This is a genomic window from Sphingomonas sp. (assembly GCF_017304635.1).
Lineage (GTDB): Bacteria > Pseudomonadota > Alphaproteobacteria > Sphingomonadales > Sphingomonadaceae > Sphingomonas.
Genome location: NZ_JAFKMA010000001.1, coordinates 703,160 through 728,080, shown reverse-complemented (window position 1 = coordinate 728,080; position 24,921 = coordinate 703,160). Strand labels below are relative to the sequence as shown.

The 24,921-nt window shown below is 67.9% G+C and carries 27 protein-coding genes, 1 tRNA gene and 1 pseudogene; 17 read left to right on the top strand and 12 right to left on the bottom strand.

All coding sequences use genetic code 11. The features are described from left to right. The first annotated feature begins 5 nt into the window (after positions 1-5). A complete protein-coding gene (locus tag J0I47_RS03655; protein WP_294045074.1) occupies positions 6-251 on the top strand; it encodes a hypothetical protein in 246 nt (81 codons plus the stop codon). Between the two features lie 141 nt (positions 252-392). Next, positions 393-797, top strand: coding sequence for a SufE family protein (locus J0I47_RS03650; protein ID WP_294045073.1), 405 nt, complete (start codon positions 393-395; stop codon positions 795-797). A gap of 185 nt (positions 798-982) precedes the next feature. Here the strand turns inward: J0I47_RS03650 and J0I47_RS03645 are convergent, their stop codons facing one another. The 3 genes from J0I47_RS03645 to J0I47_RS03635 form a co-directional block, all read right to left on the bottom strand. Continuing rightward, positions 983-1,321 carry a hypothetical protein gene (locus tag J0I47_RS03645; RefSeq protein ID WP_294045072.1) on the bottom strand — a complete coding sequence of 113 codons (339 nt, stop codon included), beginning with the start codon at positions 1,319-1,321 and terminating at the stop codon, positions 983-985. A 53-nt stretch (positions 1,322-1,374) separates the two neighbouring features. Further along, positions 1,375-1,689: a DUF2218 domain-containing protein gene (locus tag J0I47_RS03640; RefSeq protein WP_294045071.1), complete on the bottom strand. Its 315-nt coding sequence runs from the start codon at positions 1,687-1,689 to the stop codon at positions 1,375-1,377. A 182-nt stretch (positions 1,690-1,871) separates the two neighbouring features. Then, a complete protein-coding gene (locus J0I47_RS03635) occupies positions 1,872-2,405 on the bottom strand; it encodes a PadR family transcriptional regulator (protein ID WP_294045850.1) in 534 nt (177 codons plus the stop codon). A gap of 280 nt (positions 2,406-2,685) precedes the next feature. Between J0I47_RS03635 and J0I47_RS03630 the strand changes: the two genes are divergently transcribed. From J0I47_RS03630 to J0I47_RS03610, 5 genes are all read left to right on the top strand, one after another. Continuing rightward, the gene (locus J0I47_RS03630) at positions 2,686-4,002 is read left to right on the top strand and encodes a replication-associated recombination protein A (protein WP_294045070.1); all 1,317 of its coding nucleotides are present in this window, start codon (positions 2,686-2,688) and stop codon (positions 4,000-4,002) included. Further along, positions 3,999-4,214, top strand: a complete 216-nt coding sequence (locus J0I47_RS03625; RefSeq protein ID WP_294045069.1) for a hypothetical protein — start codon at positions 3,999-4,001, stop codon at positions 4,212-4,214. Before J0I47_RS03630 ends, J0I47_RS03625 begins: the two co-directional genes overlap by 4 nt. Next, positions 4,207-4,548, top strand: a complete 342-nt coding sequence (locus tag J0I47_RS03620) for a hypothetical protein (RefSeq protein ID WP_294045068.1) — start codon at positions 4,207-4,209, stop codon at positions 4,546-4,548. Before J0I47_RS03625 ends, J0I47_RS03620 begins: the two co-directional genes overlap by 8 nt. Next, complete coding sequence (locus J0I47_RS03615) at positions 4,532-5,398, top strand: hypothetical protein (protein WP_294045067.1); 867 nt, start codon at positions 4,532-4,534, stop codon at positions 5,396-5,398. The genes J0I47_RS03620 and J0I47_RS03615 overlap by 17 nt, the downstream gene beginning before the upstream one ends. Before the next feature lie 17 nt (positions 5,399-5,415). Continuing rightward, positions 5,416-5,491, top strand: a tRNA-Thr gene (locus J0I47_RS03610). 7 nt (positions 5,492-5,498) lie between these two features. Here the strand turns inward: J0I47_RS03610 and J0I47_RS03605 are convergent. Further along, positions 5,499-5,858: pseudogene (locus J0I47_RS03605) on the bottom strand (ribose-phosphate pyrophosphokinase); the annotation flags it as partial. A gap of 64 nt (positions 5,859-5,922) precedes the next feature. Between J0I47_RS03605 and J0I47_RS03600 the strand changes: the two are divergent. The 4 genes from J0I47_RS03600 (at position 5,923) to pyrF (ending at position 10,128) form a co-directional block, all read left to right on the top strand. After that, entirely contained in the window at positions 5,923-6,618 is a 696-nt protein-coding gene (locus J0I47_RS03600) for an endonuclease/exonuclease/phosphatase family protein (RefSeq protein WP_294045066.1), read from the top strand. Beyond that, a complete protein-coding gene (locus tag J0I47_RS03595) occupies positions 6,615-8,912 on the top strand; it encodes a patatin-like protein (RefSeq protein ID WP_294045065.1) in 2,298 nt (765 codons plus the stop codon). The genes J0I47_RS03600 and J0I47_RS03595 overlap by 4 nt, the downstream gene beginning before the upstream one ends. 230 nt (positions 8,913-9,142) lie before the next feature. Next, positions 9,143-9,457 (top strand): hypothetical protein, encoded by a 315-nt coding sequence (locus J0I47_RS03590; protein WP_294045064.1) that lies wholly within the window; start codon positions 9,143-9,145, stop codon positions 9,455-9,457. Further along, positions 9,454-10,128: an orotidine-5'-phosphate decarboxylase gene (pyrF, locus tag J0I47_RS03585; protein ID WP_294045063.1), complete on the top strand. Its 675-nt coding sequence runs from the start codon at positions 9,454-9,456 to the stop codon at positions 10,126-10,128. Before J0I47_RS03590 ends, pyrF begins: the two co-directional genes overlap by 4 nt. Here pyrF and J0I47_RS03580 read toward each other — a convergent pair. Beyond that, on the bottom strand, positions 10,125-10,661 hold the full coding sequence (locus J0I47_RS03580; protein WP_294045062.1) for an AAA family ATPase: 537 nt from the start codon (positions 10,659-10,661) through the stop codon (positions 10,125-10,127). The genes pyrF and J0I47_RS03580 overlap by 4 nt on opposite strands. Positions 10,662-10,698: 37 nt before the next feature. On the opposite strand from J0I47_RS03580, the gene J0I47_RS03575 reads away from it, so the two are divergent. The 6 genes from J0I47_RS03575 (at position 10,699) to J0I47_RS03550 (ending at position 16,367) form a co-directional block, all read left to right on the top strand. Continuing rightward, positions 10,699-11,337 (top strand): phosphoribosylanthranilate isomerase, encoded by a 639-nt coding sequence (locus J0I47_RS03575; protein WP_294045061.1) that lies wholly within the window; start codon positions 10,699-10,701, stop codon positions 11,335-11,337. A gap of 95 nt (positions 11,338-11,432) precedes the next feature. Then, positions 11,433-12,671 (top strand): tryptophan synthase subunit beta, encoded by a 1,239-nt coding sequence (gene trpB / locus J0I47_RS03570; RefSeq protein WP_294045060.1) that lies wholly within the window; start codon positions 11,433-11,435, stop codon positions 12,669-12,671. 103 nt (positions 12,672-12,774) lie between these two features. After that, positions 12,775-13,575, top strand: coding sequence for a tryptophan synthase subunit alpha (trpA, locus tag J0I47_RS03565; RefSeq protein ID WP_294045059.1), 801 nt, complete (start codon positions 12,775-12,777; stop codon positions 13,573-13,575). Further along, on the top strand, positions 13,572-14,429 hold the full coding sequence (gene accD, locus J0I47_RS03560; protein ID WP_294045058.1) for an acetyl-CoA carboxylase, carboxyltransferase subunit beta: 858 nt from the start codon (positions 13,572-13,574) through the stop codon (positions 14,427-14,429). Before trpA ends, accD begins: the two co-directional genes overlap by 4 nt. 108 nt (positions 14,430-14,537) lie before the next feature. After that, complete coding sequence (locus J0I47_RS03555) at positions 14,538-15,857, top strand: bifunctional folylpolyglutamate synthase/dihydrofolate synthase (protein WP_294045057.1); 1,320 nt, start codon at positions 14,538-14,540, stop codon at positions 15,855-15,857. A gap of 66 nt (positions 15,858-15,923) precedes the next feature. Further along, positions 15,924-16,367, top strand: a complete 444-nt coding sequence (locus tag J0I47_RS03550; RefSeq protein ID WP_294045056.1) for a DUF6628 family protein — start codon at positions 15,924-15,926, stop codon at positions 16,365-16,367. Here J0I47_RS03550 and J0I47_RS03545 read toward each other — a convergent pair. The 7 genes from J0I47_RS03545 to rpiA all read right to left on the bottom strand — a co-directional run bounded on the left by J0I47_RS03545 (position 16,364) and on the right by rpiA (position 24,919). Beyond that, a complete protein-coding gene (locus J0I47_RS03545) occupies positions 16,364-18,052 on the bottom strand; it encodes an MFS transporter (protein WP_294045055.1) in 1,689 nt (562 codons plus the stop codon). The genes J0I47_RS03550 and J0I47_RS03545 overlap by 4 nt on opposite strands. A gap of 149 nt (positions 18,053-18,201) precedes the next feature. Next, on the bottom strand, positions 18,202-18,951 hold the full coding sequence (locus tag J0I47_RS03540) for an HAD-IIB family hydrolase (RefSeq protein ID WP_294045054.1): 750 nt from the start codon (positions 18,949-18,951) through the stop codon (positions 18,202-18,204). After that, complete coding sequence (locus tag J0I47_RS03535; protein WP_294045053.1) at positions 18,948-19,757, bottom strand: Cof-type HAD-IIB family hydrolase; 810 nt, start codon at positions 19,755-19,757, stop codon at positions 18,948-18,950. The genes J0I47_RS03540 and J0I47_RS03535 overlap by 4 nt, the downstream gene beginning before the upstream one ends. Positions 19,758-19,781: 24 nt before the next feature. Next, entirely contained in the window at positions 19,782-20,768 is a 987-nt protein-coding gene (gene gnd, locus J0I47_RS03530) for a phosphogluconate dehydrogenase (NAD(+)-dependent, decarboxylating) (RefSeq protein WP_294045052.1), read from the bottom strand. A 110-nt stretch (positions 20,769-20,878) separates the two neighbouring features. Then, positions 20,879-21,991: a transaldolase gene (gene tal, locus J0I47_RS03525; protein ID WP_294045051.1), complete on the bottom strand. Its 1,113-nt coding sequence runs from the start codon at positions 21,989-21,991 to the stop codon at positions 20,879-20,881. 80 nt (positions 21,992-22,071) lie between these two features. Next, positions 22,072-24,153, bottom strand: coding sequence for a transketolase (tkt, locus tag J0I47_RS03520; RefSeq protein WP_294045050.1), 2,082 nt, complete (start codon positions 24,151-24,153; stop codon positions 22,072-22,074). 85 nt (positions 24,154-24,238) lie between these two features. Next, positions 24,239-24,919, bottom strand: a complete 681-nt coding sequence (gene rpiA, locus J0I47_RS03515) for a ribose-5-phosphate isomerase RpiA (RefSeq protein WP_294045049.1) — start codon at positions 24,917-24,919, stop codon at positions 24,239-24,241. Positions 24,920-24,921 lie beyond the last annotated feature (2 nt).

Below are 24,921 nucleotides of genomic sequence, written 5' to 3'. Positions count from 1 at the left end.
TCACGATGACCGACCCCAACCTCTATCTGACCATGGCGGGCGCGAGCCTGGCCGGCCTCGGCATGGTCTGCACCGCGGCGCTGGCCGGCTGGCGTGGCTGGCTGACCCTCAAGGAACGCGAGCTGATCGCGACCGCCGAGCACGGCCACGACGCCCCGAGCCTGCCCAACGCCAGCGCCCGGATCGAGATCGCCGACCTGAAGGAACGCATCCGCAAGCTCGAGGCGATCGCGTCGGGGGTGGATTTGTAGTCATACAGTCCGTCGTGCTGAACTCGTTTCCAACATCCATCGTGCCCCATATCCCGCGTCGCGGGCTGCACGATGGACCCTGCAACAAGTTCAGGGTGACGGGCGGTTGGTTTGCCCGGATACCGCTTTATAGCGTTCCGCATGACTACCCTCGCCGACCTCCGCAACGAATATGATTTCCTTGACGCCGACGACCGCTATCGCCTGCTGATCGACCTCGGCCGCGGGCTGGAGCCGATGCCGGAGGCGCTGAAGACCGAGGCGACACTGGTGCGCGGATGTTCGGCCTCGGTCTGGGTCTATCCAACGGCGCAGGCAGACGGCACGCTCCACTTCCTCGCCGATAGCAATGCCGCAATCACCAAGGGCATCATCGCCCTCGTCCTGTTGACCGTGCAGGACCGCCCACCCACCGAGATCCTGGCCACCGACATCGACGCCGCGCTGGCGCCGTTCGACCTCAAGAACCAGCTCAGCTCGAATCGCACCCAGGGCATTCCCAACATGATCGCCCTCATCAAGGCGACGGCGGAGCGCTACGCCTAGGCGCGCGCGACGGGACACCGCCATCGCTACCGCCGCGACCGGCGTCGGTGCGAACGTCCAAAGTTGACAAAGTTGACGCGCACGAGCGAACTTCTTCACGCCGGCCCGACACCCCCTACGATATCGAACAGCCCCACCGGGGGGTCGGGCGAGTTCCTACTTTGCAAGCGGCGGCTATTAGGTGGTTAGCTGACAGTCCGCAGATGAACGCCCCGCGCGCCGAACCTCTCATTTAGGTCGAGTAGATGGTGACCCGCGATGGAACATTGCCGACGATCCACCACCACTGCCAGCAGCGTGTTAAAACGACCTGTGCCGATCAGAACCTGATCGAACCGATCGTGTGCATCGCGATAGACGTAATGAACGTCGTTGATGCTGGGCAAACCGAGAGCATCCAAGTCTATACTATCAACGTATGGCCAAATGTCGATCTGAGGATCAGCGTTGGCTGTCACGTTCTGCATGGGAGCTGCAAAATAGCTCTCAAACTCCTCGGCGGACAGGAGGCGCGTTTCCCGCATGCCCGGGAGGTTACAGCGTCAGCGAACATCCGCAACTGGGTCGTTACCGACACCTACCGCCAATCGAACGTCAGCGGCGCCTCGCGAAACGCGAAGCGGTCGAGGTGGCGGGCGACGGCGCCCTTGAGCGCATCGAGCTGGCCGTCGGCGCTGGCGTCGATGCGAACGTCGAGGGCGGCATCGCCGGCATCCAACGTGACCAGCGCGTCGCCGGGCCAGTCGGTGCCGCGAGCGTCCTTCGGGAAGATGACGGTGCCGTGGTCGGGGGTGAATTCGACGGCCAGGTTGTGCTGCCAGTGCTTGCAGAGTTGCTGGAGGTATTTGCTGGCGCTCGCGGTGGGAACGCGGGCGGTGGCGGATACGGACATGCGAAAATGGGGGGGGGGGGGGGGGGGGGGGGGGGGGGGGGGGGGGGGGGGGGGGGGGGGGGGGGGGGGGGGGGGGGGGGGGGGGGGGGGGTTGAGGGCTGGGTCGATGCCGTTCCGACTTAGCCCTCACCCCGCGCCGCTGCGCGGCTTGCCCCTCTCCCCGAGGGAGAGGGGAATGGAGCTCACAACCGCTCGATCTTCTGGGCGGCTTCGTCGATCAGCGCGACGACCTGGTGCAGCGTCTGGTCGCTGGCGTCGCCGGCGCTCAGCCGGTTCATCAGCACCTCGCGGAGGTTGCCCATCGCGCGGCGGACCGACTTGACGTCGACCTTTTCGCGCTCGGCGCCCAGCGCGGCCAACCGGGCGAACAGCGCCTCGACCAACTCGCTATTCTCCGCCAGCTCGGCGGTGCCGGCCGAAGTGACGGCGAACGCCTTCTTGGCGCCCTCGCTCGCGCTCTGGGCGATAAGGTCCATCTCGTCGAGCAGGGTCAGCGTCGGATAGACGACGCCTGGGCTCGGCGCGTAAGCGCCGCCGGTCAGCCGCTCGATCTCGCGGATCAGGTCGTAGCCGTGGCGCGGCTCGTCGGCGATCAGCTTGAGCAGCACGAGCCGCAGCTCGCCGCCGTCGAACATGCGGCGTGCCCGCCCCTCGCCGCGGCCACGCTCGCCGCGTCCAGCCCAATGGCGGGCGTGGTGACCCCAGCCGCCGCGCATGGCGAGACGGTCGTCGCAGCGGCCGTGGCGGCCGCGATTTTCGAAATAATAGAACATTCGTAGGAGTCCCTTCTGTGTCGCGATAGCGCTAAGATATATCGCAAAGCGATTGCGTCAAGATATATCTCGATCTATTTTCCCGTGCCGTCATCCCCGCGAAGGCGGGGATCCATCTTTTGGCCTATTCGCCATCGCGCCGATGCGTTTGCCGCTACCGCAAGAGATGGATCCCCTCTTTCGCGGGGATGACGGTAGGGCCGACAATCCCTATCTTCCCCGTATGCCCGATTTGTTCGCCGGCTTCGAACCCGACGCCGCGCCCGATCCGATCCACGACAACGCGCCGCTTGCCGATCGCTTGCGGCCGCGGGAACTGGCGGATGTCGTCGGACAGGAGCACCTGACCGGACCCGATGGCGCGATCGGGCGGATGGTCGCGGCGGGACGGCTGTCGTCGATGATATTGTGGGGGCCGCCCGGCACTGGCAAGACGACGATCGCGCGGCTGCTCGCCGACGCGGTCGGGTTGCGGTTCGTCGCGATCAGCGCGGTGTTCTCGGGCGTCGCCGACCTGAAGAAGGCATTCGCGGAGGCGCGCGAGCATGCGCGCGTCGGTAAGCGGACGTTGCTGTTCGTGGACGAGATCCACCGCTTCAATCGCGCGCAGCAGGACGGCTTCCTGCCCTATGTCGAGGACGGCACCGTCACCTTGGTCGGCGCGACGACCGAGAATCCGTCGTTCGAGCTCAATGCCGCGGTACTCAGCCGCGCGCAGGTGCTGATCCTCCACCGGCTCGACCATGGTGCCTTGTGCAAGCTGCTCGATCGTGCCGAGGAACTGATGGGCCGCCCCCTTCCCCTCACCGCCGCCGCGCGCGACGCGATGGTGGCGAGCGCGGACGGCGACGGCCGCTTCCTGCTCAACCAGGCGGAGACGTTGTTCGCGGTCGACCTGCCCGAACCGCTCGACCCCGCCGGGCTCGGCGCGTTCCTGCAACGCCGGGTGGCGGTGTATGACAAGGATCGCGAGGGGCATTACAACCTCATCAGCGCGCTGCACAAATCGGTACGCGGGAGCGATCCGCAGGCGGCGCTCTATTACCTCGCGCGGATGCTGACGGCGGGCGAGGAACCGCTCTACGTGCTGCGCCGGCTGGTGCGGATGGCGATCGAGGATATCGGGCTGGCCGATCCTCAGGCGCTCGTCCAGTGCATCGCGGCGAAGGACACGTACGACTTCCTCGGCTCGCCGGAGGGGGAATTGGCGCTGGTCCAGGCGTGTCTCTACCTCGCGACGGCGCCTAAGTCGGTGGCGAGCTACAAGGCGATGGGCGCGGCGTGGAAATCGGCGCGCGAGACCGGGTCACTGATGCCGCCGCAGAACATCCTCAACGCGCCGACCCGGCTGATGAAGGATATCGGCTACGGCAAGGGATACACCTACGATCCCGATACCGAGCACGGCTTTTCGGGCGACGACTACTGGCCGGACGAGATGGCGCCGCAAACCTTCTACACCCCCACCGACCGCGGGTTCGAGAAGCGCATCCGCGAACGGCTGGACTATTGGGATGGGTTGCGGAAGGGTCGCGAATGACAGATGTGTTTCTGCTATGGCATTCGCGCCCGATCAGCGGCGGGGACACCGACGACAAGCTGATCGGGGTATATGGCAGCTATGCCGCCGCCAAAGCAGCGATTGATCGCAAGCTAACTTTTGCAGGATTTCGCGAACATCCAGACTGCTTCCATATCGCGAGCTACGAACTCGACCGCGATGCATGGTCGGAAGGGTTCGGCGTTGAATAACTGGGACGACGTCGTCGCCTTCGCGCTGACGCTGCCCGACACGTATATGGAAAGCTTCTACGGCACGCCGTGTCCGAAGGTGAACAAGAAGGCGTTCGTCTCGCCCGGCCGCGAGCCCGGCAGCTTCCACGTCCCGAGCCCGCATGATGAGAAGGCGGTGTTGCTCGAAACCGACCCGGATACCTTCTGGCAGACGCCGCATTATGAGAACTGGCCCGGGCTGCTGGTGCGCTACGCGTCATCCGATCCGGAGCGGGTGAAGACGGTCGTCACGCGCGCCTGGTGGGACCGTGCGGCGAAGGCGCAGCGAGCCGCGTTTGGCCCGCGTCCCTGACCATTTCACGCGCTTCGCCGCGATCGACTGGTCGGGCGCAAAGGGGCGGCGGCACAAGGGCATCGCGCTGGCGGTATGCGAACGCGGCGATGCGGCGCCGGTGCTGGTCGAGCCGCCGGAGGGCGTGTGGTCGCGTACCGGCGTCCTCGACTGGCTGCTCGCGCATCGCGCCGAGCCGATGCTGGTCGGGTTCGACATGAGCTTCTGCGCGCCGTTCGTCGAGCGCGGCTCGTATCTGCCGGGCGAGAGCGTGGCGACCGAGGCGCGCGCGTTCTGGGCCTATGTCGATGCCGAGAGCCCCGACGAGGATCTGGGCGCCGCCTCGTTCCTCGACAGCCGGCGGGGGACGCATTTCTACCTCGGCGCGGCGGACGGGACCAAGGCGGACTTCCTGCATTTCCGCCGGGCGGAGGCCGCGCACAATGCGATGGGGTTCGGCAAGACGACCACGGTGTACGACGCGATCGGCGCGGCGCAGGTGGCGAAGGCGAGCTTTGCCGGCATGCGGCTGCTCCACCGGCTCGACGGGCGCGTGGCGGTGTGGCCGTTCGATCCGCCGCCGCCGGAGGGCATGCTGATCGTCGAGCTCTATACTGCGATCGCGGCGCGGGCGGCGGGGTTGCGCAAGGGGCGGAGCAAGCTCCGCACGGCGGCGGCGCTGGACGAGGCGCTGGCGGCGCTCGGCTCGCAGCGCCACGCACCGCTCGCGCGCTACGACGACCATGCGACCGACGCGGTGCTGGCGGCGGCGTGGCTGCGTCGCGTGATCGGGCGGCCCGAATTGTGGTCGCCGAGCGGCCTGACTGCGGAGATCGCACGCACCGAAGGCTGGACCTTCGGCGTTCCCTGACGCATGAGCGCTCGCGGGCCGGCTTAGCTCAGTTGGTAGAGCGCCAGTTTTGTAAACTGGATGTCGCGGGTTCGATCCCTGCAGCCGGCACCACGACCTGTCGATCCCGCCAGTAATCGAACGCGACCTGTTGCAGCGCGCGCACGAAGTCGGCCGCGCGCGGACCCGTCCACGGTCCGTCATAGCCCGCCACGAACGCCCGCGCGCCGCCCCACCAGCCCTGCCCCGGCAAGCGGTCCGATTCGCGCACCACCAGCACCGCGAGCTCCGGCTCGCCCGCCACGCGTCCCGCTTCGTCGATCGCGTCCAGCGTCCGGCACAGCGCCCGCATCTTCGGCCGGGTGAAGCGGTGGCCGAGCAGCCCCAGCATCTCGGCGTAACTCACCGCCCGCCCCTCGCGCGCGGCATCGATCAGCACTCCGCGCACCCGCGCCACGTCCGCGATCGTCGAGTCGGTCATTGCCGCCCACCGATAGCGCGCTACGGTGCAACTCGCAGCACGCGGGAGGCGTTACGCACGCTCAATGATAAAGGTCGCGAGCTACAACATCCGCAAGGGGATCGGCACCGACCGCATCCGCAGCCCCGATCGCATCCTAGAAGTCCTGCGCGAGATCGACGCCGACGTGATCGCGCTGCAGGAGGCCGACCGCAGATTTGGCCGGCGCGCGGCGATCCTGACCCCGCACCACCTCGCCGAACACAGCCCGTGGAAGGCGGTTCCGTTCGGCGCCCGCCAGCATTCGAGCGGGTGGCACGGCAACGTCCTGCTGGTGCGCAAGGATACGCAGATCGTCGATTGCGAGGCGATCCACCTGCCGACGCTGGAGCCGCGCGGCGCGGTGATGGCCGACCTGCGCGTCGGCGGCGCGCTGCTCCGCGTGGTCGGCATGCACCTCGATCTGTCGGGGCTGATGCGGCGGCGACAGGCCGATGCGATCATCGCGCATCTCGACGCGAGCGCGCGCGCGTTGCCGACGATCCTGATGGGCGACCTGAACGAATGGACGCGGCGGTCGGGGTGCCTCAAGGATTTCGCCGAACGGTTCGACATCGCGGCGACGGGCCCGAGCTTCCACGCGCGGCGGCCGGTCGGGCGGCTCGACCGGATCATGGCGTCGCACGAGTTGCGCATCGCCGATTGCGGCGTCCACATGACTCACGCCTCGCGCAGCGCGTCCGACCATCTGCCGATCTGGGCGCGAGTCGAGGCGGCGTGAGGCGTGACAAGGAACTGCGCCTGGCGCTGGTCTGCTACGGCGGGATCAGCCTGGCGGTCTACATGCACGGCATCACCAAGGAGATCTGGCGGCTGGCGCGGGCAAGCCGGGCATATAACGCTGAGGATCGGGCCGACAATCGCCCGCCGCTCGTCTCGACCGAAGCGGTGTTCGTCGAACTGTTCGAGGAGATCGCCGAACAGACCGACCTGCGCTTCCGCGTCCTGCCCGACATCATCGCCGGCGCCAGCGCTGGCGGGATCAATGGCATCTTCCTGGCGCAGGCGATCGCGACCGGGCAAAGCCTGGAGCCGCTGACGAAGCTGTGGCTCGACACCGCCGATGTCGAGGCGCTGATCGACCCCGACGCCGCGCCGAGCCACCGCTTCTCCAAGGCCTGGGCGCTGCCGATCGCGTGGATGGCGCAGCGGCGCGGCGCGGCCAGCGTCGACGAACTGGTCGGCCAGGACGCGCGCGAGGAAGTGGCGCGCAAGCTGTCGCATTTCGTCCGTTCGCGCTGGTTCGAGCCGCCGTTCGGGGGCGCGCAGTTCCTCAACCTGATCCTCGATGCGTTCGACGCGATGGCGGAAACGCCGTCCGACGGCCGCCTGCTCCCGGGCGGCCAGCCGCTCGACCTGTTCGTGACCGTGACCGATTTCCGCGGCCATCCCGAGCGGCTCGAACTCAATTCGCCCGCCGAGGTGATCGAGACCGAGCATCGCCTCGTCATCCCGTTCAGCGACCATGGCGGCGGCACGTTCGCCGACACCGCCGAGCTCACCTTCGCCGCGCGCGCGACGTCGAGCTTTCCCGGCGCCTTCCCGCCCTTTTCGGTCGGCGAACTCGACGGTGTGCTGGCCGATCGCGAGACCGCCTGGCCGACGCGCGACGATTTCCTCCGCCGCATCCTGCCGCGCCAGCATGCGGCGAACGCGGCGGAAGCGGCGGTGCTGATCGACGGGTCGGTACTCGCCAACGCCCCGTTCCGTCCGGCGATCGAAGCCTTGCGCGAACGCCCGGCGCGTCGCGAGATCGACCGCCGCTTCGTCTATATCGACCCCTCGCCCGGCATGGGGTTCCAGACCGGCGCGACCGCGCACGAGCATCCCGGTTTCTTCCAGACGATCATCGGCGCGATTTCCGAACTGCCCCGGCAACAGCCGATCCGCGACAATCTGGAGGCGTTGCAGGGGCGTAGCGCGCGGATCGAGCGGATGCGCGGCATCACCCGCGCGATGCGGCCCGAGGTCGAGGCGGAGATCGAATCACTGTTCGGCTTCACCCTGTTCCTCGATTCGCCGACCGCCGCGCGCCTCGCCGGTTGGCGGAGCAAGGCGCAGAACGCAGCCGCCGCGAAGGCGGGCTACGGTTATGCCGGCTACGGCCATCTCAAGATCGCAGGCGTGATCGACCTGATCGCGACGTTGCTCTGCGCGGTCGGCGGCGAGACCGGGGCCGACCGCCTCGCCCGTATCCGCGCCGCCGTGACCACCGCTGTCGACCGGATGGCGGGTGACATGACCTTCACCGGCAAGGCGAGCCCGAGCGCGATCCTGTTCCTGCGCTCGTTCGACCTGGGGTTCCGCATCCGCCGCCTGCGCCTCGTCGCGCGACGGCTGACCGAGTTGGAGGACGAGATCGCCGAAACCGACCTCGCCGCCGCGCGCACCGCGGTCTACGACGCGCTCGCGACGTATCTGGAGGCGAAGCGCACCGACACGCACGCGGACCTGAAGCGCGACGTCCGGGCGTTGCGCGGCGATGCGACCGACCTGCTCCACAAACTGGCGCGTTCGCTCGACCTCAAGCGGATCGACGACGAGACCGACGCCAACCTCGCCGCCGCCTTTGCCGGGATGCCGCGCGAGGTGAAGCGGCCGTTGCTCTACGCCTATCTCGGCTTCCCGTTCTTCGACGTCGCCTCGTTGCCGCTATTGCAGGGTGAGGGGCTCGACGAGTTCGACCCGATCAAGGTCGACCGCATCGCGCCGGAGGATGCGAAGGCGATCCGCGCCGGTGGGGCGGCCGCGACGTTGAAAGGCATCCAGTTCAACAGCTTCGGCGCATTCTTCAGCCGGGCGTATCGCGAGAACGACTATCTGTGGGGGCGGCTCCATGGCGTCGAGCGGCTGATCGACATCATCGTCTCCGCCCTCCCGCCCCGCGCCCGCATGAAGCCCGGCCGCGTCGCCGCGATCAAGCGCCGCGCGTTCCACACGATCCTGGACGAGGAGGAACCGCGGCTGGCGGCGGTGCCGGGCTTGATCGCGGCTTTGCGCAAGGAAGTGGGGTAAGGACGACGGCGCAGCTCGCCGACACGCTTGGGTAAACCCCGGTTTGAGTCCACCCCGGCGAAGGCCGGGGCCCAGATGGGGAACGCTGATGAAGAAGCGCTGTGCTCCCTTACCGCAACCTTCCCAACTGGGCCCCGGCCTTCGCCGGGGTGGCGGCGTGAAACGTGCGCGGCCCACAAGCCCCATCCCGCTCTGGTCAAACCGCCTCCACCCCGCTAGCCTCTCGCGTCATGCAGTTCCTCAAGATCCTGCTCTGGTGCCTGTTGGCGTTCGCCGCGGCGATCTTCACGCTCGGCAACTGGACGTGGGTGACGATCAACCTGTGGGGCGGGCTCGTCGCCGAGGTGAACCTGCCGTTCCTGCTGCTGCTGACCTTCCTGGTCGGGCTGGTGCCGACCTGGCTGTATCTGCGTGCGCAGCGCTGGCGGCTGATGCAGCGGCTGACGACGGCGGAGCGGATCATCGCCGACCTCAAGCCCGCGCCGGTCGTCGTTCCCGTCGAGCCGGTCTTGGTCGATCCGAAGCCAGCCTCGCCGATTTTATGACCAGCCGGCTGTATGTGGCGCTCGATACGCCCGACCTCGCGCGCGCCAAGGCGATCGCGCAACGCGTCCGCTACCATGTCGGCGGGATCAAACTCGGTCTCGAATTCTTCATGGCGAACGGCCGTCCCGGCGTCGGCGAGATGCACGAACTCGGCCTGCCGATCTTCCTCGACCTGAAACTGCACGACATCCCCAACACCGTGGGCAAGGCGGTGCAGGCACTCTACGGCCTCGATCCCGCCGTGCTGACCGTCCATGCGAGTGGCGGGCGCGCGATGCTGGAGGATGCGAAGGCCGCCGCCCCGCTCAACACCAAGGTGGTCGCGGTGACGATGTTGACCAGCCTCGACGACAGCGACCTCGCCGCGACCGGCGTGGCGGGCAGCGCGCACGACCAGGTCCTGCGGCTGACCGAATTGGCGATGAGCGCCGGGGTCGACGGCATCGTCTGTTCGGGCGCGGAAGTGGCGGCGGCGCACAAGCTCTGGCCGAAGGGTTTCTTCGTCGTCCCCGGCGTCCGCCCGGCGAACGGCGCGGTCGGTGACCAGAAGCGAGTCGTCACCCCCCGCGCCGCGCTCGACGCCGGTGCCTCCATCCTCGTCGTCGGCCGGCCGATCACCGCCGCCGAAGACCCCGACATCGCCGCGCGGGAAATCGGCGCGACGCTCTAAATCCGTTTCTCTACCGAGCGCAGCAACCGGCGCACATCGGCGCGGGTGCGGCAGACGATCGTCCGATCCCAGGCACCGGCCTCCGCGAGACAGTCGAGAAGACGTGGCCGATGCCGGCGCCGGAAGGCGAGCACGAAGCGCAGGAACGTCCAGTCCCACCGCTCTGGACAACCCTCCGGCATGTCCGGGCGACGGTGCCTCCGATACCGGATCGTCCGTCGCACGACGCCCCACAGGCAGGTCGCGGTGGAAAAATCGAGAAAGACGATGGCGTCCGCTCGTCGGGCACGTTCGGTCAGGCTCGATCCGTAATTGCCGTCGCTGATCCAGCGATCGTCCGCGACGTGTGCCGTTATCCGATCCAGCCATGCGTCACGCGTCGGTTCGGTCCACCCGGACTGCCAATATTCCTGATCGAGATGCACGGGCGGCAACCCGGTCAGCGCCGCGAGCCGCGCGGCCAGGGTCGACTTGCCCGCGCCCGAACATCCGATCACCGCGATCCGCCGCGCCTTGCCAAGATCGACCGACATCCCTTCCCCCCGTATCGGATCGGGCTATAGCGCGCGCATGTCTCGCGTCACCGCCAAGATCTGCGGCCTGTCCACGCCAAAAACGCTCGACGCGGCGATCGGCGGCGGGGCGAGCCATGTCGGGTTCGTCTTCTTTCCGCCCTCGCCGCGCGCAGTGTCGTTCGACGTGGCGAGCGGGTTGGCGGCGCGCGTGCCGGACGGCATCGCCAGGGTCGGAGTGTTCGTCGATCCCGACAACGCACTGGTCGATCAGGCGGTCGCCAGCGCACGGCTCGACGCGATCCAGCTTCACCAGACCGCGCCGGAGCGGGTGGTGGCGCTGCGCAGGCGGGGCCTGGAAGCTTGGGCGGTGGTCGCAGTCAAGACGCGCGCCGATCTCGACCGAGCCGCCGCCTATCGCGGCGCCGCCGATGCAATCCTGTACGACGCCAAGACGCCGGCCGGGGCCGCGCTGCCCGGTGGAATGGGCGTGCGGTTCGATTGGACGCTACTCGACGGGTTCCGCCATCCTCTGCCTTGGGCGCTTTCGGGCGGGCTCGATGCGGATAATGTCGCGGATGCCGCCAGGCGCACCGGCGCGCGCCTGGTCGACGTCTCGTCCGGCGTCGAGACCGCGCCCGGCGTCAAGGATGTGGACAAGATCGCCGCGTTCCTTAAAGCGGTCGCGACATGCTGATGCCGGCCAGCTCTCGCTTCGACCGCGCTTTTCGATGGCGCTGAACGCTCGACCATTCGTCGCAGCGCCCGGCCCCTTTTCGAAAGTTCTATCGCATGACCATTGAATCCATGTCCAATTCCTTCCGCACGCAACCTGACGAGCGCGGGCATTTCGGCCAGTTCGGCGGGCGCTACGTCGCCGAGACGCTGATGCCGCTGATCCTCGAGTTGGAGCGTGAATATGACCGCGCGAAAGCCGACCCGGCGTTCCAGGCGCAGTTCGACGACCTGCTCGAACATTATGTCGGCCGGCCGAGCCCGCTTTATTATGCCGAGCGCCTGACCGCCGCGCTGCGGGAGAGCGCCCCGACGGGCAAGGGCGCGCAGGTGTGGTTCAAGCGCGACGAGCTCAACCATACCGGCGCGCACAAGATCAACAACTGCATCGGCCAGATCCTGCTCGCGATCCGCATGGGCAAGACGCGGATCATCGCCGAGACCGGCGCCGGCCAGCACGGCGTCGCCACCGCGACCGTCTGCGCGCGGTTCGGCCTGCCCTGCGTGATCTACATGGGCGCGAAGGATGTCGAGCGGCAGCAGCCCAACGTGTTCCGCATGAAGCTGCTCGGTGCCGAGGTCGTGCCGGTCACCAGCGGCGCGAACACGCTGAAGGATGCGATGAACGAGGCGTTGCGCGACTGGGTCGCGAACGTCCACGACACCTTTTACATCATTGGCACGGCGGCGGGCCCGCATCCCTATCCGGAGCTGGTGCGCGATTTCCAGAGCGTGATCGGGCGCGAGGCACGCGCCCAGATGCTGAGCCGGATCGATCGCCTGCCCGATCTGCTGGTCGCGGCGATCGGGGGCGGGTCGAACGCGATCGGGCTGTTCCATCCGTTTCTCGACGATGCGGACGTGAAGATGCTGGGGGTCGAGGCGGCGGGCGAAGGGCTCGACGCCAAGCATGCCGCCAGCCTCGCGGGCGGCTTTCCCGGCATCCTCCACGGCAACAAGACGTATCTGCTCCAAGACGCGGACGGCCAGATCGCGGAGGCGCATTCGATCTCGGCCGGGCTCGACTATCCGGGGATCGGGCCGGAGCATGCTTGGCTGAAGGAGATCGGCCGGGTCGACTACACCGCCGTCACCGACGCCGAAGCGCTCGACGCGTTCCAGCTGCTGTGTCGGACCGAGGGCATCATCCCCGCGCTCGAACCTTCGCACGCGATCGCAGCGGTCGCGAAGAAGGCACGGGAAATGGACGAGGATCAGGTGATCCTGGCCAATTTGTGCGGGCGCGGCGACAAGGACATCTTCACCGTCGCTGACGCGCTCGGGGTGGCGATATGAGTATTTCTCGTCGCCCCGGCGAAGGCCGGGGCCGCTGTGTCGCGGGCGCCGACACCTGTCATCCAGCGATCCCGGCCTTCGCCGGGATGACGGGATTGGCCCGATGACCCGCCTGTCAGCCGCCTTCGCGAAACCGCATCCCGCGCTCGTCGCGTTCGTCACCGCCGGCGATCCCGGCCGGTTCGCGACCGGGCCGATCCTCGACGCGCTGGTCGCGGGTGGGGCGGACGTGCTCGAGCTTGGCATGCCGTTCACCGATCCGATGGCGGACGGTCCCGCGATCCAGGCCGCCAACCTGCGCAGTCTCGCGGCCGGCACGACCACCGCCGACATCCTGGCGATCGCGACCGCCTTCCGCGAACGCCATCCGACCGTGCCGCTGGTCCTGATGGGCTATGCCAACCCGATGACGGTGCGCGGGGCCGACTGGTTCGCAGATCGCTGCAAGGAGGCCGGGGTCGATGGCGTGATCTGCGTCGATATCCCGCCCGAGGAGGATGATTCGCTCGGCCCGGCTCTGCGCGGCGCCGGCATCGACCTCATCCGCCTCGCCACCCCGACCACCGATGCCGCCCGCCTGCCGCAGGTGCTCGATGGCGCGAGCGGATTCGTCTATTACGTGTCGGTCGCCGGGATCACCGGCAAGCAGCAGGCGGCGCAGGGCTCGATCGAGGACGCGGTCGCCCGACTGAAGGCGGCGACCGACCTGCCCGTCGCGGTCGGCTTCGGCATCCGCACGCCCGAGCAAGCGGCCGCGGTCGCGCGCGTCGCCGACGGCGTGGTCGTCGGCTCGGCGATCGTCGAACTGATCGGCCGCCATGGCGAGGATGCGCCGCGCCACGTTCGCGCCTATATCGAAACCCTGTCGAGCGCGGTGCGCGCCGCTAGGAAGGAATTGTCATGAGCTGGCTGTCGAGCGTCCGCAACGCGCTCTCCTACGTGATCCCCAAGCGCGAGACGCCCGACAACCTCTGGCACAAGTGTAAGGGGTGCGGGCAGATGGTGTTCGCTAAGGAACTGGCCGACAATCTCTACGTCTGCCCCAATTGCGCGCATCACGAGCGGATCGGCCCGGCGGAGCGCTTCGCGCAGCTGTTCGACGAAGGATCGGCGCGCGAACTGCCCGCGCCGCGCGTGCCCGAGGACCCGCTCAAGTTCCGCGACCAGAAGCGCTATGTCGACCGGATCAAGGCCGCACGTGCGTCGACGGGCGAGAACGACGCGCTCATCAACGCGGTCGGCACGATCGACGGGCGCCAGGCGGTGATCGGCGTGCAGGACTTCGCGTTCATGGGCGGATCGATGGGCCTGGCGGTCGGCGAAGCGTTCGTGCGCGGGGTGGAGGCGGCGATGGAGTATCGCGCGCCCTACATCATCTTCACCGCGGCCGGCGGCGCGCGGATGCAGGAAGGAATCCTGTCGCTGATGCAGATGCCACGCGCGACCGTGGCGATCGAGATGCTGCACGATGCCGGGTTGCCCTATATCGTCGTGCTGACCGACCCGACCACCGGCGGCGTGACCGCGAGCTATGCGATGCTCGGCGACGTCCAGATCGCCGAGCCCGGCGCGCTGATCGGGTTCGCCGGCCAACGCGTCATCGAACAGACGATCCGCGAGAAACTGCCCGAGGGGTTCCAGCGCGCCGAATATCTGCTCGACCACGGCATGCTCGACATGGTGGTGGCGCGCGGCGAGCTGAAGGCGACGCTGTCGCGGCTGATCGGCTATCTGTGCGAGCGGCGCAAGGCGGCGTGAGTTGAGGGAGCAGGGAACAGGTAGCAGGGAACAGGGAGCAGAGAAGAGAGGCGATGCCCAACCCCATTCCCTGCTCCCTGCTACCTACTCCCTGATACCCTAAACGCCATGCCCGACCACGCCCGCTCCGCCGACCCCGCGGTCCAGCACCAGCTCGACCGGCTGTGGGCGCTGTCGCCGGGGGCGGATATCCTCGGGCTGGAGCGGATCACGGCGTTGCTGGCGCGAGTCGGCGATCCGCATCGCCGCTTGCCGCCGGTGCTGCACGTCGCCGGAACCAACGGCAAGGGTTCGACCTGCGCGTTCCTGCGCGCCGCTATCGAGGCGGCGGGGTATCGCGTCCATGTCTATTCGAGCCCACATCTGGTGCGGTTCAACGAGCGGATCCGGCTGGCCGGGCAGCTGATCGAGGATGCCGCGCTCGCGCCGCTGCTGGCCGAGGTGCTCGATGCCGGTGGCGATATCGGGGCGAGCTTCTTCGAGGTGACGACAGCGGCGGCGTTCCTGGCATTCGCGCGCGCACCAGCCGATGCCTGTATCGTCGAGGTCGGGCTCGGCGGGCGGCTTGATGCGACCAACGTCATCCCCGATCCTATCGTCACCGGGATCGCCCAGCTCGGCATCGACCATCAGGCGTTTCTGGGCGACACGATCGAAGCGATCGCGACGGAGAAGGCCGGCATCGCCAAGCCGCACGTGCCGCTCGTCACGATGCGCTACCCGGCCAGCGTCGAGGCGCGCGTGGTCGCGGCGGCGCGCGCGGCGGGCGCACCGGTCGCCGCCGAGGGCGGGCATTGGTTCTGGTCGGTGGAGGCGGATCACGTCACCTATCGCGACGCGTCGGGGCGCGTGACGACGCCGCTGCCGCGGCTGGCGGGCGCGCACCAGCCGGGCAACCTGGCGCTCGCGATCGCGATGCTGCGGCACCAGCGCACGCTTGCGATCCCGCCCGAGGCGCTGGCCACGGCGGCCGTCGCGGCACGCTGGCCGGCACGGATGCAGCGGCTCGGCGACGGACCGCTGATGCGATTGCTGCCGGCGGGAAGCGCGGTGTGGCTCGATGGGGGGCACAATGCGGCGGCCGGCGGTGCGATCGCTGCGACGCTCGGTACGATCGACCATGGCCGAGCGGGATGGACTTTGGTGGTCGGGATGCTCGCCAACAAGGACCCGCTGGGCCTGCTCGCCCCGATCGCGCCGTATGCCGAGCGCCTGATAGCCGTGCCGGTGCCCGATCACGAGCATCACGCGCCCGACGAACTGGCGGCGATCGCCGCGACGCTCGACTTGCGTGCGAGCACCGCGACCGACGTGCCCGACGCTCTGCGCGCGCTGGCGCAGGACGGCGGCCCTGCCCGCGTCCTGATCCTCGGCTCGCTCTATCTGGCGGGCGAAGTGCTCGCCGCGAACGACGAGTTCCCCGACTGACGCATTATTGCGATTGACTATCAATAGCGGAATGCGAGGATGGCGCTCCACCGACGGAGTCGCCCGATGACCGCCCTGCCCGCGCCTGCCCCCGCCCCCGCTCCGGCGATCCTTCCGCACGCCCTGCCCGACGCGACCGGTGACCGGCTCATGCTGCTCGCGATCCGGCGGATGGGGGCGCATGGCCTGGCGGACGCCGCGGTTGCGCAGCGCTACCTGATGGCGTTCGGCCCCAGCTTTCGTCGGCCGCTCGTCCTCGCCCGGGCCTTCATGGCCGAGCTCGCCGCCACCGCCACGACGACGATCCCGATCGCGCCGTGCTGCTGCCAGCGAATGACCAGTGCGGAGGCCGCGATCCTGACCGCGATCGGTCACGCCGAACGGCGGCCGGAAACGGCGCGGCTGCTGCTCGCGGACGTCATGGCGGAACGTCGTGCCGATGCGATCCTGGCCAGCGCCGCCGCGCTGTCGGCCGCGTTCGCCGATCTGGGCCTGCCGATCGGCGGCTAGGCGCGCTCGCCGGTATGGCCCGGCTCCGCGGCCGCGGCGACGCGGGTCGATCGCCACCATTCGAGCAATACGAACAGGATCGCCAGCGCGCCGCCGATCGACACGTAGCGGAACACCGTGGCGTAGCCCAACTGGTCGATCATCTCGCCCGCCGGCCCCTTGCCGAGCGACCCGATCAGGAAGGTCAGCGACGACAGCAGCGCGTACTGGACGGCCGCATATTTCTTGCTGACGACGCCCGACACGTAGGCGACGAACGCCGCCCCGGCGAGCCCGGTCGAGATGTTTTCGTAGAAGATCGTCAGCAGCAACCGCGCCATTCGCTGGTCGCTCCCCGCCCACGCCGCAAGCGCGTCGAGGTGGGTGATGCTCAGCACGGCGTCGATGTGCGGCGCGCCATCGGCCAGGTCGGCATAGATGAAATTGCCGAAGATCGGCAGGATTGCGCCGATCAGGACGGTCGGGAACCGCCCGATCTTGACGAACAGATAGCCGCCCAGGCTGACCCCGACGATCGACATCACGATGCCGAACACCTTCGAGGCGAACGCCACCTCATCCTTCGAATAATGCAGGAAATCGAGGTAGAACGGGTACGCAAACGATCCCCAGATATTGTAGCAGAACGGGTAGGCGAGTATCAGCGCGATCACCAGCAGCACGCCCCAGCGCATCCGCTCGGTCAGGTCGGCGAGCGGCGCGACCAGCGCGCGATAGAGATGGTTGGCGACCGTCCGCGCCGGCGACACGACCGAATCCGGCGCGGTCTGCACCGCCTGGCCCCGCGCCTTCAGCCAGTTGAGCAATGCCGCCACGCCCAATGGCACGAAGATCGTCGCGACGATGATCCACGGCCCGAACGTCTTGATGAAATCGGATGCGGACGGCAGCTTGCCGCCCTTCGGCACCGGCGCCAGCATGCTCGCCATGAAGGTGACGATCGTCACGATCGCCCACACCCAACTCGCGCCCACGACCAGCAGCGCGACGGCACGCGTGCGCGGCTCGATCTCGCCGGGTTCGCTCAGCAGGTCGGCCTTGTCGTCGACCGGGCGCTCGGTGTCGGGGGCGGTCAGCGCGATCACCAGCATCGCCGCCATCAGGCCGGCCATCACCAGATAGACGCTCGGCCATGGCATCCGCGCCGCCAGGAACAGCGCCCCCGCCCCGCCGACGATCGCCGCGGTGCGATAGCCGAGCTGATAGACCGACGACAGCACCTCGACCGGGGTCGCGCCATCGGCGACATCGATCCGCCAGGCGTCGATCGCGACGTCCTGCGTCGCCGATCCGATCGCGGCGGCGAATGCGAACAACGCGAACCGCGCGATATGCGCGGCGGGGTCGGTGCTCGCCAGCCCGATCAGGCCCAGGATCATCAGCGCCTGGCACAATACGATCCAGCTCGTCCGCCGCCCGATCCGCCCGATCAGCGGTGGCCGCGTGCGATCGACCAGCGGCGACCACAGGAACTTGAACGAATAACTGAGCCCGATCCACGCCAGCACGCCGATCGTCGCCAGATTGATCTTCGCCTCGCCCAGCCAGGCGGTCAGCGTACCGATCAGCAGCGCATTGGGCAGCCCCGACGAGAAACCGAACGCCAGCATCGTCGCCGACTTGCGCGTGCTGAGCGCCGCGGCGAACACTCGCCAGCCCTTCGGCCGTGCCACGGCTTCGCTCATTCGTGCATTCCTCCCACCAAAACGCGACACTAGCCGCAAATGGCGGAAGGGAAAGGGTGAGCGCGCGCAACCGCCGTCACCGATGCACACCCCGACCTGCCGTCACCCCGGGCATGACCCCCGGGGTGACGATGAGAGAGAGAAGCTACCTAATCCTTCAGCACCAGCACGATCGTCTCGATCACGCGGCGCGTGTCCTCGATCGACTCGACCTTGATCGTGTCGAGCCCCATTTCCTTCGCCGGATAATCGTTGCCGCCGGGGAAGATCGCGTCACCCAGGAACAGCACCTCGTCGGCGCTCACACCAGCTTCGGGGAGCAGTTTGCGCAGGCCGTATTGCTTGTCGACGCCCTTGCGCGTGATGTCGATCGAGGTCGCACCGCCGATGTTGATCGACAGATCGGGGAGCAGATTGCGCAACCGTGCCTGCAATTTCTTGCGCTTGGCATGGTCTGGGTCCCACGCATCCTTGGCCTCCAGCGGCGCTTGCTGGCCGAGCGCGGAGAAGGTCACCTGGCTGCCGCGATCCTCGACGCGCTCGCCCCAGGTCTTGCCCTGGTCGAGTCCCTCCTCGTGCATCGCCTGGTCGAACGCGGCGATGATGTGCTTGCGCTCGTCGTCGCTGAACAGCTCGGCGTAGATCGCCTGCCACGCGCCGTCGACATAGCGATAGAGCTTCGTCCCCGTCGTCGGCTGGATGAACAGGTTCGTCAGGTTGGCACGGTCGATCATGCGGCCGACGACCTGCTTCTCGAACTGCGGCCAGTCGCCGCCCGAGATGATGTCGACCTTGGCGACATCGAGCAGGTCGGCGAGCGCGTTCGCCATGCGGTCGTCGAGCGGCTGCTTGGATAGGGCCAGCGTGCCGTCGAGGTCGAACGCGATCAGTTTCTTCATGGGGTCACTTTCGGCAGGATGTAGGTGTCGATGGCGCGCGCCACGCCGTCCTCGTCGTTGCTGCTGGAGACGAAATCGGCCTTGGCCTTTACCGCGTCGGGCGCCTGCCCCATCGCGACGGCGAGGCCGGCGCGGGCGAACATCGGCAGATCATTGTCCATGTCGCCGAGCACGACCGTGTCGGCGAGCGCGATGCCGAGCAGGTCGGCCAACGCGGCGACGCCATCGCCCTTGTTGGCCGCTTTGCCGGTCACGTCGAGATAATAGACCTGGCTCTGCGCGATCGTCGCGCGGTCGCCATACGCCGCCCCGGCGCGCTCGGCGAGATCGCGGAGCAGCGGGCGATCGTCGCTGACGAAGGTGATCTTGTCGGCGCGGTCGTAGAGGTCGGTGAAGTCCCGGCGCACGACCGGCGCCTGGTTGGACGCGATCCGCTCATGCGCGACATGGTCGCCCTGGTCGGTCGAGGCGAACCATTGCCCGTCGGCGAACACCCAGCGATCGACCGCAACGCCGTCCGCCAGCGCGAACATGCCCTCGACCACCGCGCGCTCGATCGGATGCGACGCGATCTCGCTGCCGTCGGGACGGAACAGCACGCCGCCGTTGAACGCGGCGAGCGGCAGGTCGATGCTGAGCGGCGCGACCAGCGGCAGCACGCCCGACGCCGGTCGCGCGCTGATGAGCGTGAACGGCACGTTCGCCGCGCGCAGCCGATGCACCGCCGCGATGGTCTGCGGGCTCAACGACTTGTCCTTGCGCACCAGCGTGCCGTCGACGTCCGACACGACCAGCCGGATCGTCATCGTGCCGCCCTCATTGCGACGCCCTCATTGCGGCATCTCGACATGCCCGCCGAACCCGAACCGCATCGCCGACAGCAATTTGTCGCCGAACGTATGCTCGACCCGGCTGCGATATCGCGCGAACAAAGCGGCGGTCAGCACGTGCGCCGGCACCGCTTCCTCCATCGCTGCCTCGATCGTCCAATGCCCCTCGCCCGAATCGGCGACGCTGCCGGTGAACTTGGACAGGTCCATGTCCTTCGCCAGCTGCTGCGCGCACAAGTCGAGCAACCAGGACGAGATCACCGATCCACGCCGCCACACTTCGGCGATGTCGGTCAGGTTGAGGTCGAAGCGCTCGTCTTCGGACAATTTGTCCGAATTCTTGCCCTTCAGCACGTCGAAGCCTTCAGCATAGGCCTGCATCAGGCCGTATTCGATGCCGTTGTGCACCATCTTGACGAAATGCCCGGAGCCGGCAGGACCGGTATGGATATAGCCCTTTTCGGCGCGCGGATCCTCGCCCTCCTGCGCCATCCGGCCCGGCGTGCGCGGGATCGTGCCGAGCCCGGGCGCCAGCGTCTCGAAGATCGGGTCGAGCGCGTCAACCGCGTCCTTCGGCCCGCCGATCATCATGCAATAGCCGCGCTCCAGCCCCCACACGCCGCCCGAGGTGCCGACGTCGATATAGCTGATGCCCTTTTCGGTCAGGTCCTTCGCGCGGCGGATGTCGTCGCGGTAGAAGGTGTTGCCGCCGTCGATAATGACGTCGCCCGGCCGCGCGTGCTGGCAGAGCGCCTGGATCGTCTGGTCGGTCGGGTCGCCGGCGGGCAGCATCACCCAGTAGATGGCAGGCGTGTCGAGCTTCGCTGACATGTCCTCCAGCCCGGTCGCCGCGATCATGCCGTCCTTGACGACGTCGTCCACCGCCTGCTGCCCGCGGTCATAGCCGACCACAATATGGCCGCCGCGCATCAGCCGCCGCGCGATATTGCCGCCCATCCGGCCGAGGCCGATGATGCCGATCTTCATGTCGTCGCAACCCTTCCAACCGTTCGCCCCGACCCCGGATCGCGTCCGGGGAAAGGGCAGTGAATATGCTTGTGCTTCGCCAGGCCCGGCACGAACGGAGGAAAGCTGATTTAGGTTGCAGCAGCCGGATGCTTGGCCGCGATCGAGCCGAGCAGTTCGTCGAACGCCTTGGAGAAGGAGGCGACGCCTTCCTCGACCAACGTGTCGGTCACGCCGTCCAGATCGAGCCCGAGCCGTTCGGTTTCCGCCAACACGTTGCGCGCTTCGTCCACGTCCTGCGTCAGCGTCTCTGCCGCCGTGCCGTGGTCGCGATACGCGTCGAGCGTCTTGGGCGGCACGGTGTTGACCGTGTCCTTGCCGATCAGCGTGTCGAGATAGAGCACGTCCGAATAGGCCGCGTTCTTGGTGCCGGTCGACGCCCAGAGCAGCCGCTGCGGCATCGCGCCCTTCGCCGCCAGCTGCTGCCAGCGGTCGGACGCGACGAACTCCAGATACCATTGATAGGCCATCTTGGCGTTCGCGATCGCGACCTTGCCGGCGAGCGCCTTCGCCGCCTCGCCGCCGGTGCCGGCATCGATCGCGTCGTCGATCTTGGTGTCGATCCGGCTGACGAAGAAGCTCGCGACCGACGCGATCCGGTCGATCGGCTCGCCGCGCGCGGCGCGCTTCTCCAGCCCCTCGACATAGGCCATCGCGACCGCCTTGTACGCCTCGATCCCGAACAGCAGGGTCACGTTGACGTTGATGCCCTTGTCGATCGTCGCTGCGATCGCGGGGACGCCGGCGGGCGTGCCGGGAATCTTTATCATCAGATTGGGGCGATCGACCGCATGCCACAGCCGCTCCGCCTCCGCCGCCGTCTCGTCGGTGTCGTTGGCGAGGTAGGGTGACACTTCCATGCTGACGTAACCGTCCTTCGCGTCGAGCCGGTCGTAGACCGGGCGCAGCACGTCGGCGGCCTGCTGGATGTCGCGAACGGCGAGATGCTCGTACCGCGCCATCGCGGACGCGTCCGGATGCGTGGCATCATATCGGGCCAGCTCGTCGTCATAGGCGTCGCCCTCGCCCATCGCCTTCTGGAAGATCGACGGGTTGGAGGTGACGCCGGTCACGCCGTCCTCGTCGACCAGCTTCTGCAACCCGCCCTCGGCGAGCAGCTTGCGGTCGATGAAATCGAGCCAGATCGCCTGGCCGAGCGCCTCGAGGTCGTTGAGCCGTCCCATATCTTCCTCTTCGTCGCCCCGGCGGAGGCCGGGGCCGCTTATGACAATCCGTCGGCCCCGGCCTCCGCCGGGGCGACGGCCTATTGCGCCGCCAGTTCCTTCGCCACCTTGGCGACATGCTCGACCGTAAAGCCGAACTTGTCCTGCAACTTGGCGAGCGGGGCCGAGGCGCCGAAAGTCGACATGGTGATCGTCCTGCCTTCCAGCCCGACATAGCGATCCCAGCCGATCTCGCCCGCCATCTCGATCGCCAGCCGCGCGGTGACGTGCTTGGGCAGCACGCTTTCCTTGTAGGCGTCCGATTGCTTCTCGTAGCGGAACCAGCTCGGCATCGACACGACGCGCGCGGCGATGCCGTCGCCCTTCAGCTGCTCGTACGCCGCGATCGCGAGCGATACTTCGGAGCCGGTCGCGATCAGGATGACCTGCGGATCGTCGCTGTCGGCGAGCACGTAGCCCCCCTTCGCCAGCCCCTCGGCGCTCGCATACTTGCTGCGGTCGAGCGTCGGCAGCGCCTGGCGCGACAGGATCAGCGCGGTCGGATGGTTGCTGTCGCTGACGATCGCGCGCCACGCCGCGGCCACCTCATTGGCATCGCACGGCCGGATCGTGTCGAGACCGGGGATCGCGCGGAGTGTCGCGAGATGCTCGATCGGCTGGTGCGTCGGGCCATCCTCGCCGACGCCGATCGAATCGTGCGTGTAAACCCACGTCGCACCGATCTCCATGATCGCCGACAACCGAACCGGCGCGCGCATGTAATCGAGGAAGACGAGGAAGGTGGAACCGTAGGAGCGCAGGTGCGACAGCGCCATGCCGTTGACGATCGCGCCCATGCCATGCTCGCGCACGCCGAAGTGGAAGTTGGCGCCGGCGTAATTCCCCGCCTCGAACGATTCGGCATTCTTGATGTCGGTCTTGGTCGAGGGCGCGAGGTCGGCCGCGCCGCCGATCAGCCACGGCACGTTCTTGACGATCGCGTTGAGCACCTTGCCCCCGGCATCGCGGCTGGCGATCCCCTTCGCGTCCGCGTCAAAGGTCGGGATGTCGGCGTCCCAGCCCTCGGGCAGCTGGTCGGCGATGACCAGATCGAGCTCCTTGGCGAGATCGGGCCAGGTGTCGCGATAGCCGGCGAGGTTCCTGTCCCATTGCTCGCGCAACGCCGTGCCGCGATCGGCGACGGCGCCGTGGAAATGCTCGACCACGCCGTCGGGCACGTAGAAACTCTTGTCGTCGGGCCAGCCATAGGCCTGCTTGGTCAACTTGACGTTCTCTTCGCCCAGCGCCTCGCCATGGGCCTTCTCGCTGCCGGCGCGCGGCGACCCCCAGCCGATGATCGAGTGCACGACGATGAAGGTCGGGCGGTCGTCGGTCTTGCGGAACGCCGCCAACGCCTGCGCCATCGCCTCGCAGTCATTGGCGTCGTTCACATGGATGACGTTCCAGCCATAGGCCTCGAAGCGCTTGCCGACATCCTCGTCGAACGCGAGCGCGGTCGAACCCTCGATCGAGATGTGGTTGCTGTCGTAGATCCAGCACAGGTTGCTGAGCTTCAGGTGGCCGGCGATCGAGGCGGCCTCGGCCGACACGCCCTCCATCATGTCGCCGTCGCCGCACAGCGCGTAGACGTCGTGGTCGAACAGGTCGAAGTCCGGCTTGTTGTAGCGCGCGGCGAGCCAGCGCTCGGCGATCGCCATCCCGACCGAATTGCCGCACCCCTGGCCCAGCGGGCCGGTCGTGGTCTCGACGCCCGTCGTGTGGCGATATTCGGGATGGCCCGGCGTCTTCGACCCGAGCTGGCGGAAATCCTCGATATCCTGGAGGCTGACGGCTGCCTTGCCGGTCTTCCTGCCGTCCTTGTCGATCTCTTCGACCCCCGCCAGATGCAGCAGCGAATAGAGCAGCATCGACGCATGCCCGACCGACAGCACGAAGCGGTCGCGATTGGGCCAGTCCGGCTTCGACGGATCGTAGCGCAGGAACTGCGACCAGAGCGTGTAGCCGACCGGCGCCAGCGCCATCGGCGTGCCGGGGTGCCCCGAATTGGCCTTCTGCACCGCGTCCATCGATAGCGTGCGGATAGTGTCAATCGTGAGACGCTCGATCGAGCCGTCTTCCTTCAGCTGGTCGACGTCGCGCTGCTGGGTATCGGTATCGGACATGGTAGCTCCCGCTGATCAGGGAAACGCCGCTCGGGCCTGGAGGTTGCGGCCAGCCTATATGACCGGCGTCCGACGCTTTCCACCCTCAGACGGCGGGGCGTTGCAATTTCGTAACGATCCCGTCCGTGGCAACATAGGCGGCGTCGATCTGATCGAGGAACAGACCGTGGCCGAGGAGCCCGGGGATCGCCTGCAGCGCGACCGCCAGCCGTTCCGGATCGGGCAGTTCGGCGAAACGGCAGTCGAGGATCAGATTGCCCTGGTTGGTGCGATACGCGATGTCGCGGCCCATTCGTAAGGTCGGCTCGCCGCCGAGCCGCTCGACCTCGGCCGCGACGAACGACCGCGCGAACGGCAGCACCTCGACCGGGACTGGCGCCTTGCCCAGCACCGCGACTCGCTTCGACCCGTCGGCGATCGCGACCATCCGTTGCGCGGCGCTCGCGACGATCTTCTCGCGCAGCAGGGCACCGCCGCCGCCCTTGATCGCACGGAATGCCGGATCGATTTCGTCCACCCCGTCGATCGCCAGGTCGAGCCGCGATTCGTCGGCGAAGCTGGCGATCGCGATTCCTACCGCCCGCGCCGCTCGCACTGTCGCCTGCGAAGTCGCAAAGAAGCGCACGGCCGGCCATTCGCCGATCCGCCGGCCGATCGCCGCGATCGCGAAGGCGACCGTCGTGCCGGTACCGATGCCGACCGCCATGCCGTCGACGATCTCGCCGACCGCCGCTTCCGCCGCGATCCACTTGTCGTCGTCCTGCATGA

Bases quoted from the DNA above. Each gene is read 5' to 3' on its own strand.
- J0I47_RS03655 (WP_294045074.1), top strand. From the start codon at position 6: ATGACCGACCCCAACCTCTATCTGACCATGGCGGGCGCGAGCCTGGCC.
- J0I47_RS03650 (WP_294045073.1), top strand. From the start codon at position 393: ATGACTACCCTCGCCGACCTCCGCAACGAATATGATTTCCTTGACGCC.
- J0I47_RS03645 (WP_294045072.1), bottom strand. From the start codon at position 1,321: ATGCGGGAAACGCGCCTCCTGTCCGCCGAGGAGTTTGAGAGCTATTTT.
- J0I47_RS03640 (WP_294045071.1), bottom strand. From the start codon at position 1,689: ATGTCCGTATCCGCCACCGCCCGCGTTCCCACCGCGAGCGCCAGCAAA.
- J0I47_RS03635 (WP_294045850.1), bottom strand. From the start codon at position 2,405: ATGCGCGGCGGCTGGGGTCACCACGCCCGCCATTGGGCTGGACGCGGC.
- J0I47_RS03630 (WP_294045070.1), top strand. From the start codon at position 2,686: ATGCCCGATTTGTTCGCCGGCTTCGAACCCGACGCCGCGCCCGATCCG.
- J0I47_RS03625 (WP_294045069.1), top strand. From the start codon at position 3,999: ATGACAGATGTGTTTCTGCTATGGCATTCGCGCCCGATCAGCGGCGGG.
- J0I47_RS03600 (WP_294045066.1), top strand. From the start codon at position 5,923: ATGATAAAGGTCGCGAGCTACAACATCCGCAAGGGGATCGGCACCGAC.
- J0I47_RS03590 (WP_294045064.1), top strand. From the start codon at position 9,143: ATGCAGTTCCTCAAGATCCTGCTCTGGTGCCTGTTGGCGTTCGCCGCG.
- pyrF (WP_294045063.1), top strand. From the start codon at position 9,454: ATGACCAGCCGGCTGTATGTGGCGCTCGATACGCCCGACCTCGCGCGC.
- J0I47_RS03580 (WP_294045062.1), bottom strand. From the start codon at position 10,661: ATGTCGGTCGATCTTGGCAAGGCGCGGCGGATCGCGGTGATCGGATGT.
- J0I47_RS03575 (WP_294045061.1), top strand. From the start codon at position 10,699: ATGTCTCGCGTCACCGCCAAGATCTGCGGCCTGTCCACGCCAAAAACG.
- trpB (WP_294045060.1), top strand. From the start codon at position 11,433: ATGACCATTGAATCCATGTCCAATTCCTTCCGCACGCAACCTGACGAG.
- trpA (WP_294045059.1), top strand. From the start codon at position 12,775: ATGACCCGCCTGTCAGCCGCCTTCGCGAAACCGCATCCCGCGCTCGTC.
- accD (WP_294045058.1), top strand. From the start codon at position 13,572: ATGAGCTGGCTGTCGAGCGTCCGCAACGCGCTCTCCTACGTGATCCCC.
- J0I47_RS03555 (WP_294045057.1), top strand. From the start codon at position 14,538: ATGCCCGACCACGCCCGCTCCGCCGACCCCGCGGTCCAGCACCAGCTC.
- J0I47_RS03550 (WP_294045056.1), top strand. From the start codon at position 15,924: ATGACCGCCCTGCCCGCGCCTGCCCCCGCCCCCGCTCCGGCGATCCTT.
- J0I47_RS03545 (WP_294045055.1), bottom strand. From the start codon at position 18,052: ATGAGCGAAGCCGTGGCACGGCCGAAGGGCTGGCGAGTGTTCGCCGCG.
- J0I47_RS03540 (WP_294045054.1), bottom strand. From the start codon at position 18,951: ATGAAGAAACTGATCGCGTTCGACCTCGACGGCACGCTGGCCCTATCC.
- J0I47_RS03535 (WP_294045053.1), bottom strand. From the start codon at position 19,757: ATGACGATCCGGCTGGTCGTGTCGGACGTCGACGGCACGCTGGTGCGC.
- gnd (WP_294045052.1), bottom strand. From the start codon at position 20,768: ATGAAGATCGGCATCATCGGCCTCGGCCGGATGGGCGGCAATATCGCG.
- tal (WP_294045051.1), bottom strand. From the start codon at position 21,991: ATGGGACGGCTCAACGACCTCGAGGCGCTCGGCCAGGCGATCTGGCTC.
- tkt (WP_294045050.1), bottom strand. From the start codon at position 24,153: ATGTCCGATACCGATACCCAGCAGCGCGACGTCGACCAGCTGAAGGAA.
- rpiA (WP_294045049.1), bottom strand. From the start codon at position 24,919: ATGCAGGACGACGACAAGTGGATCGCGGCGGAAGCGGCGGTCGGCGAG.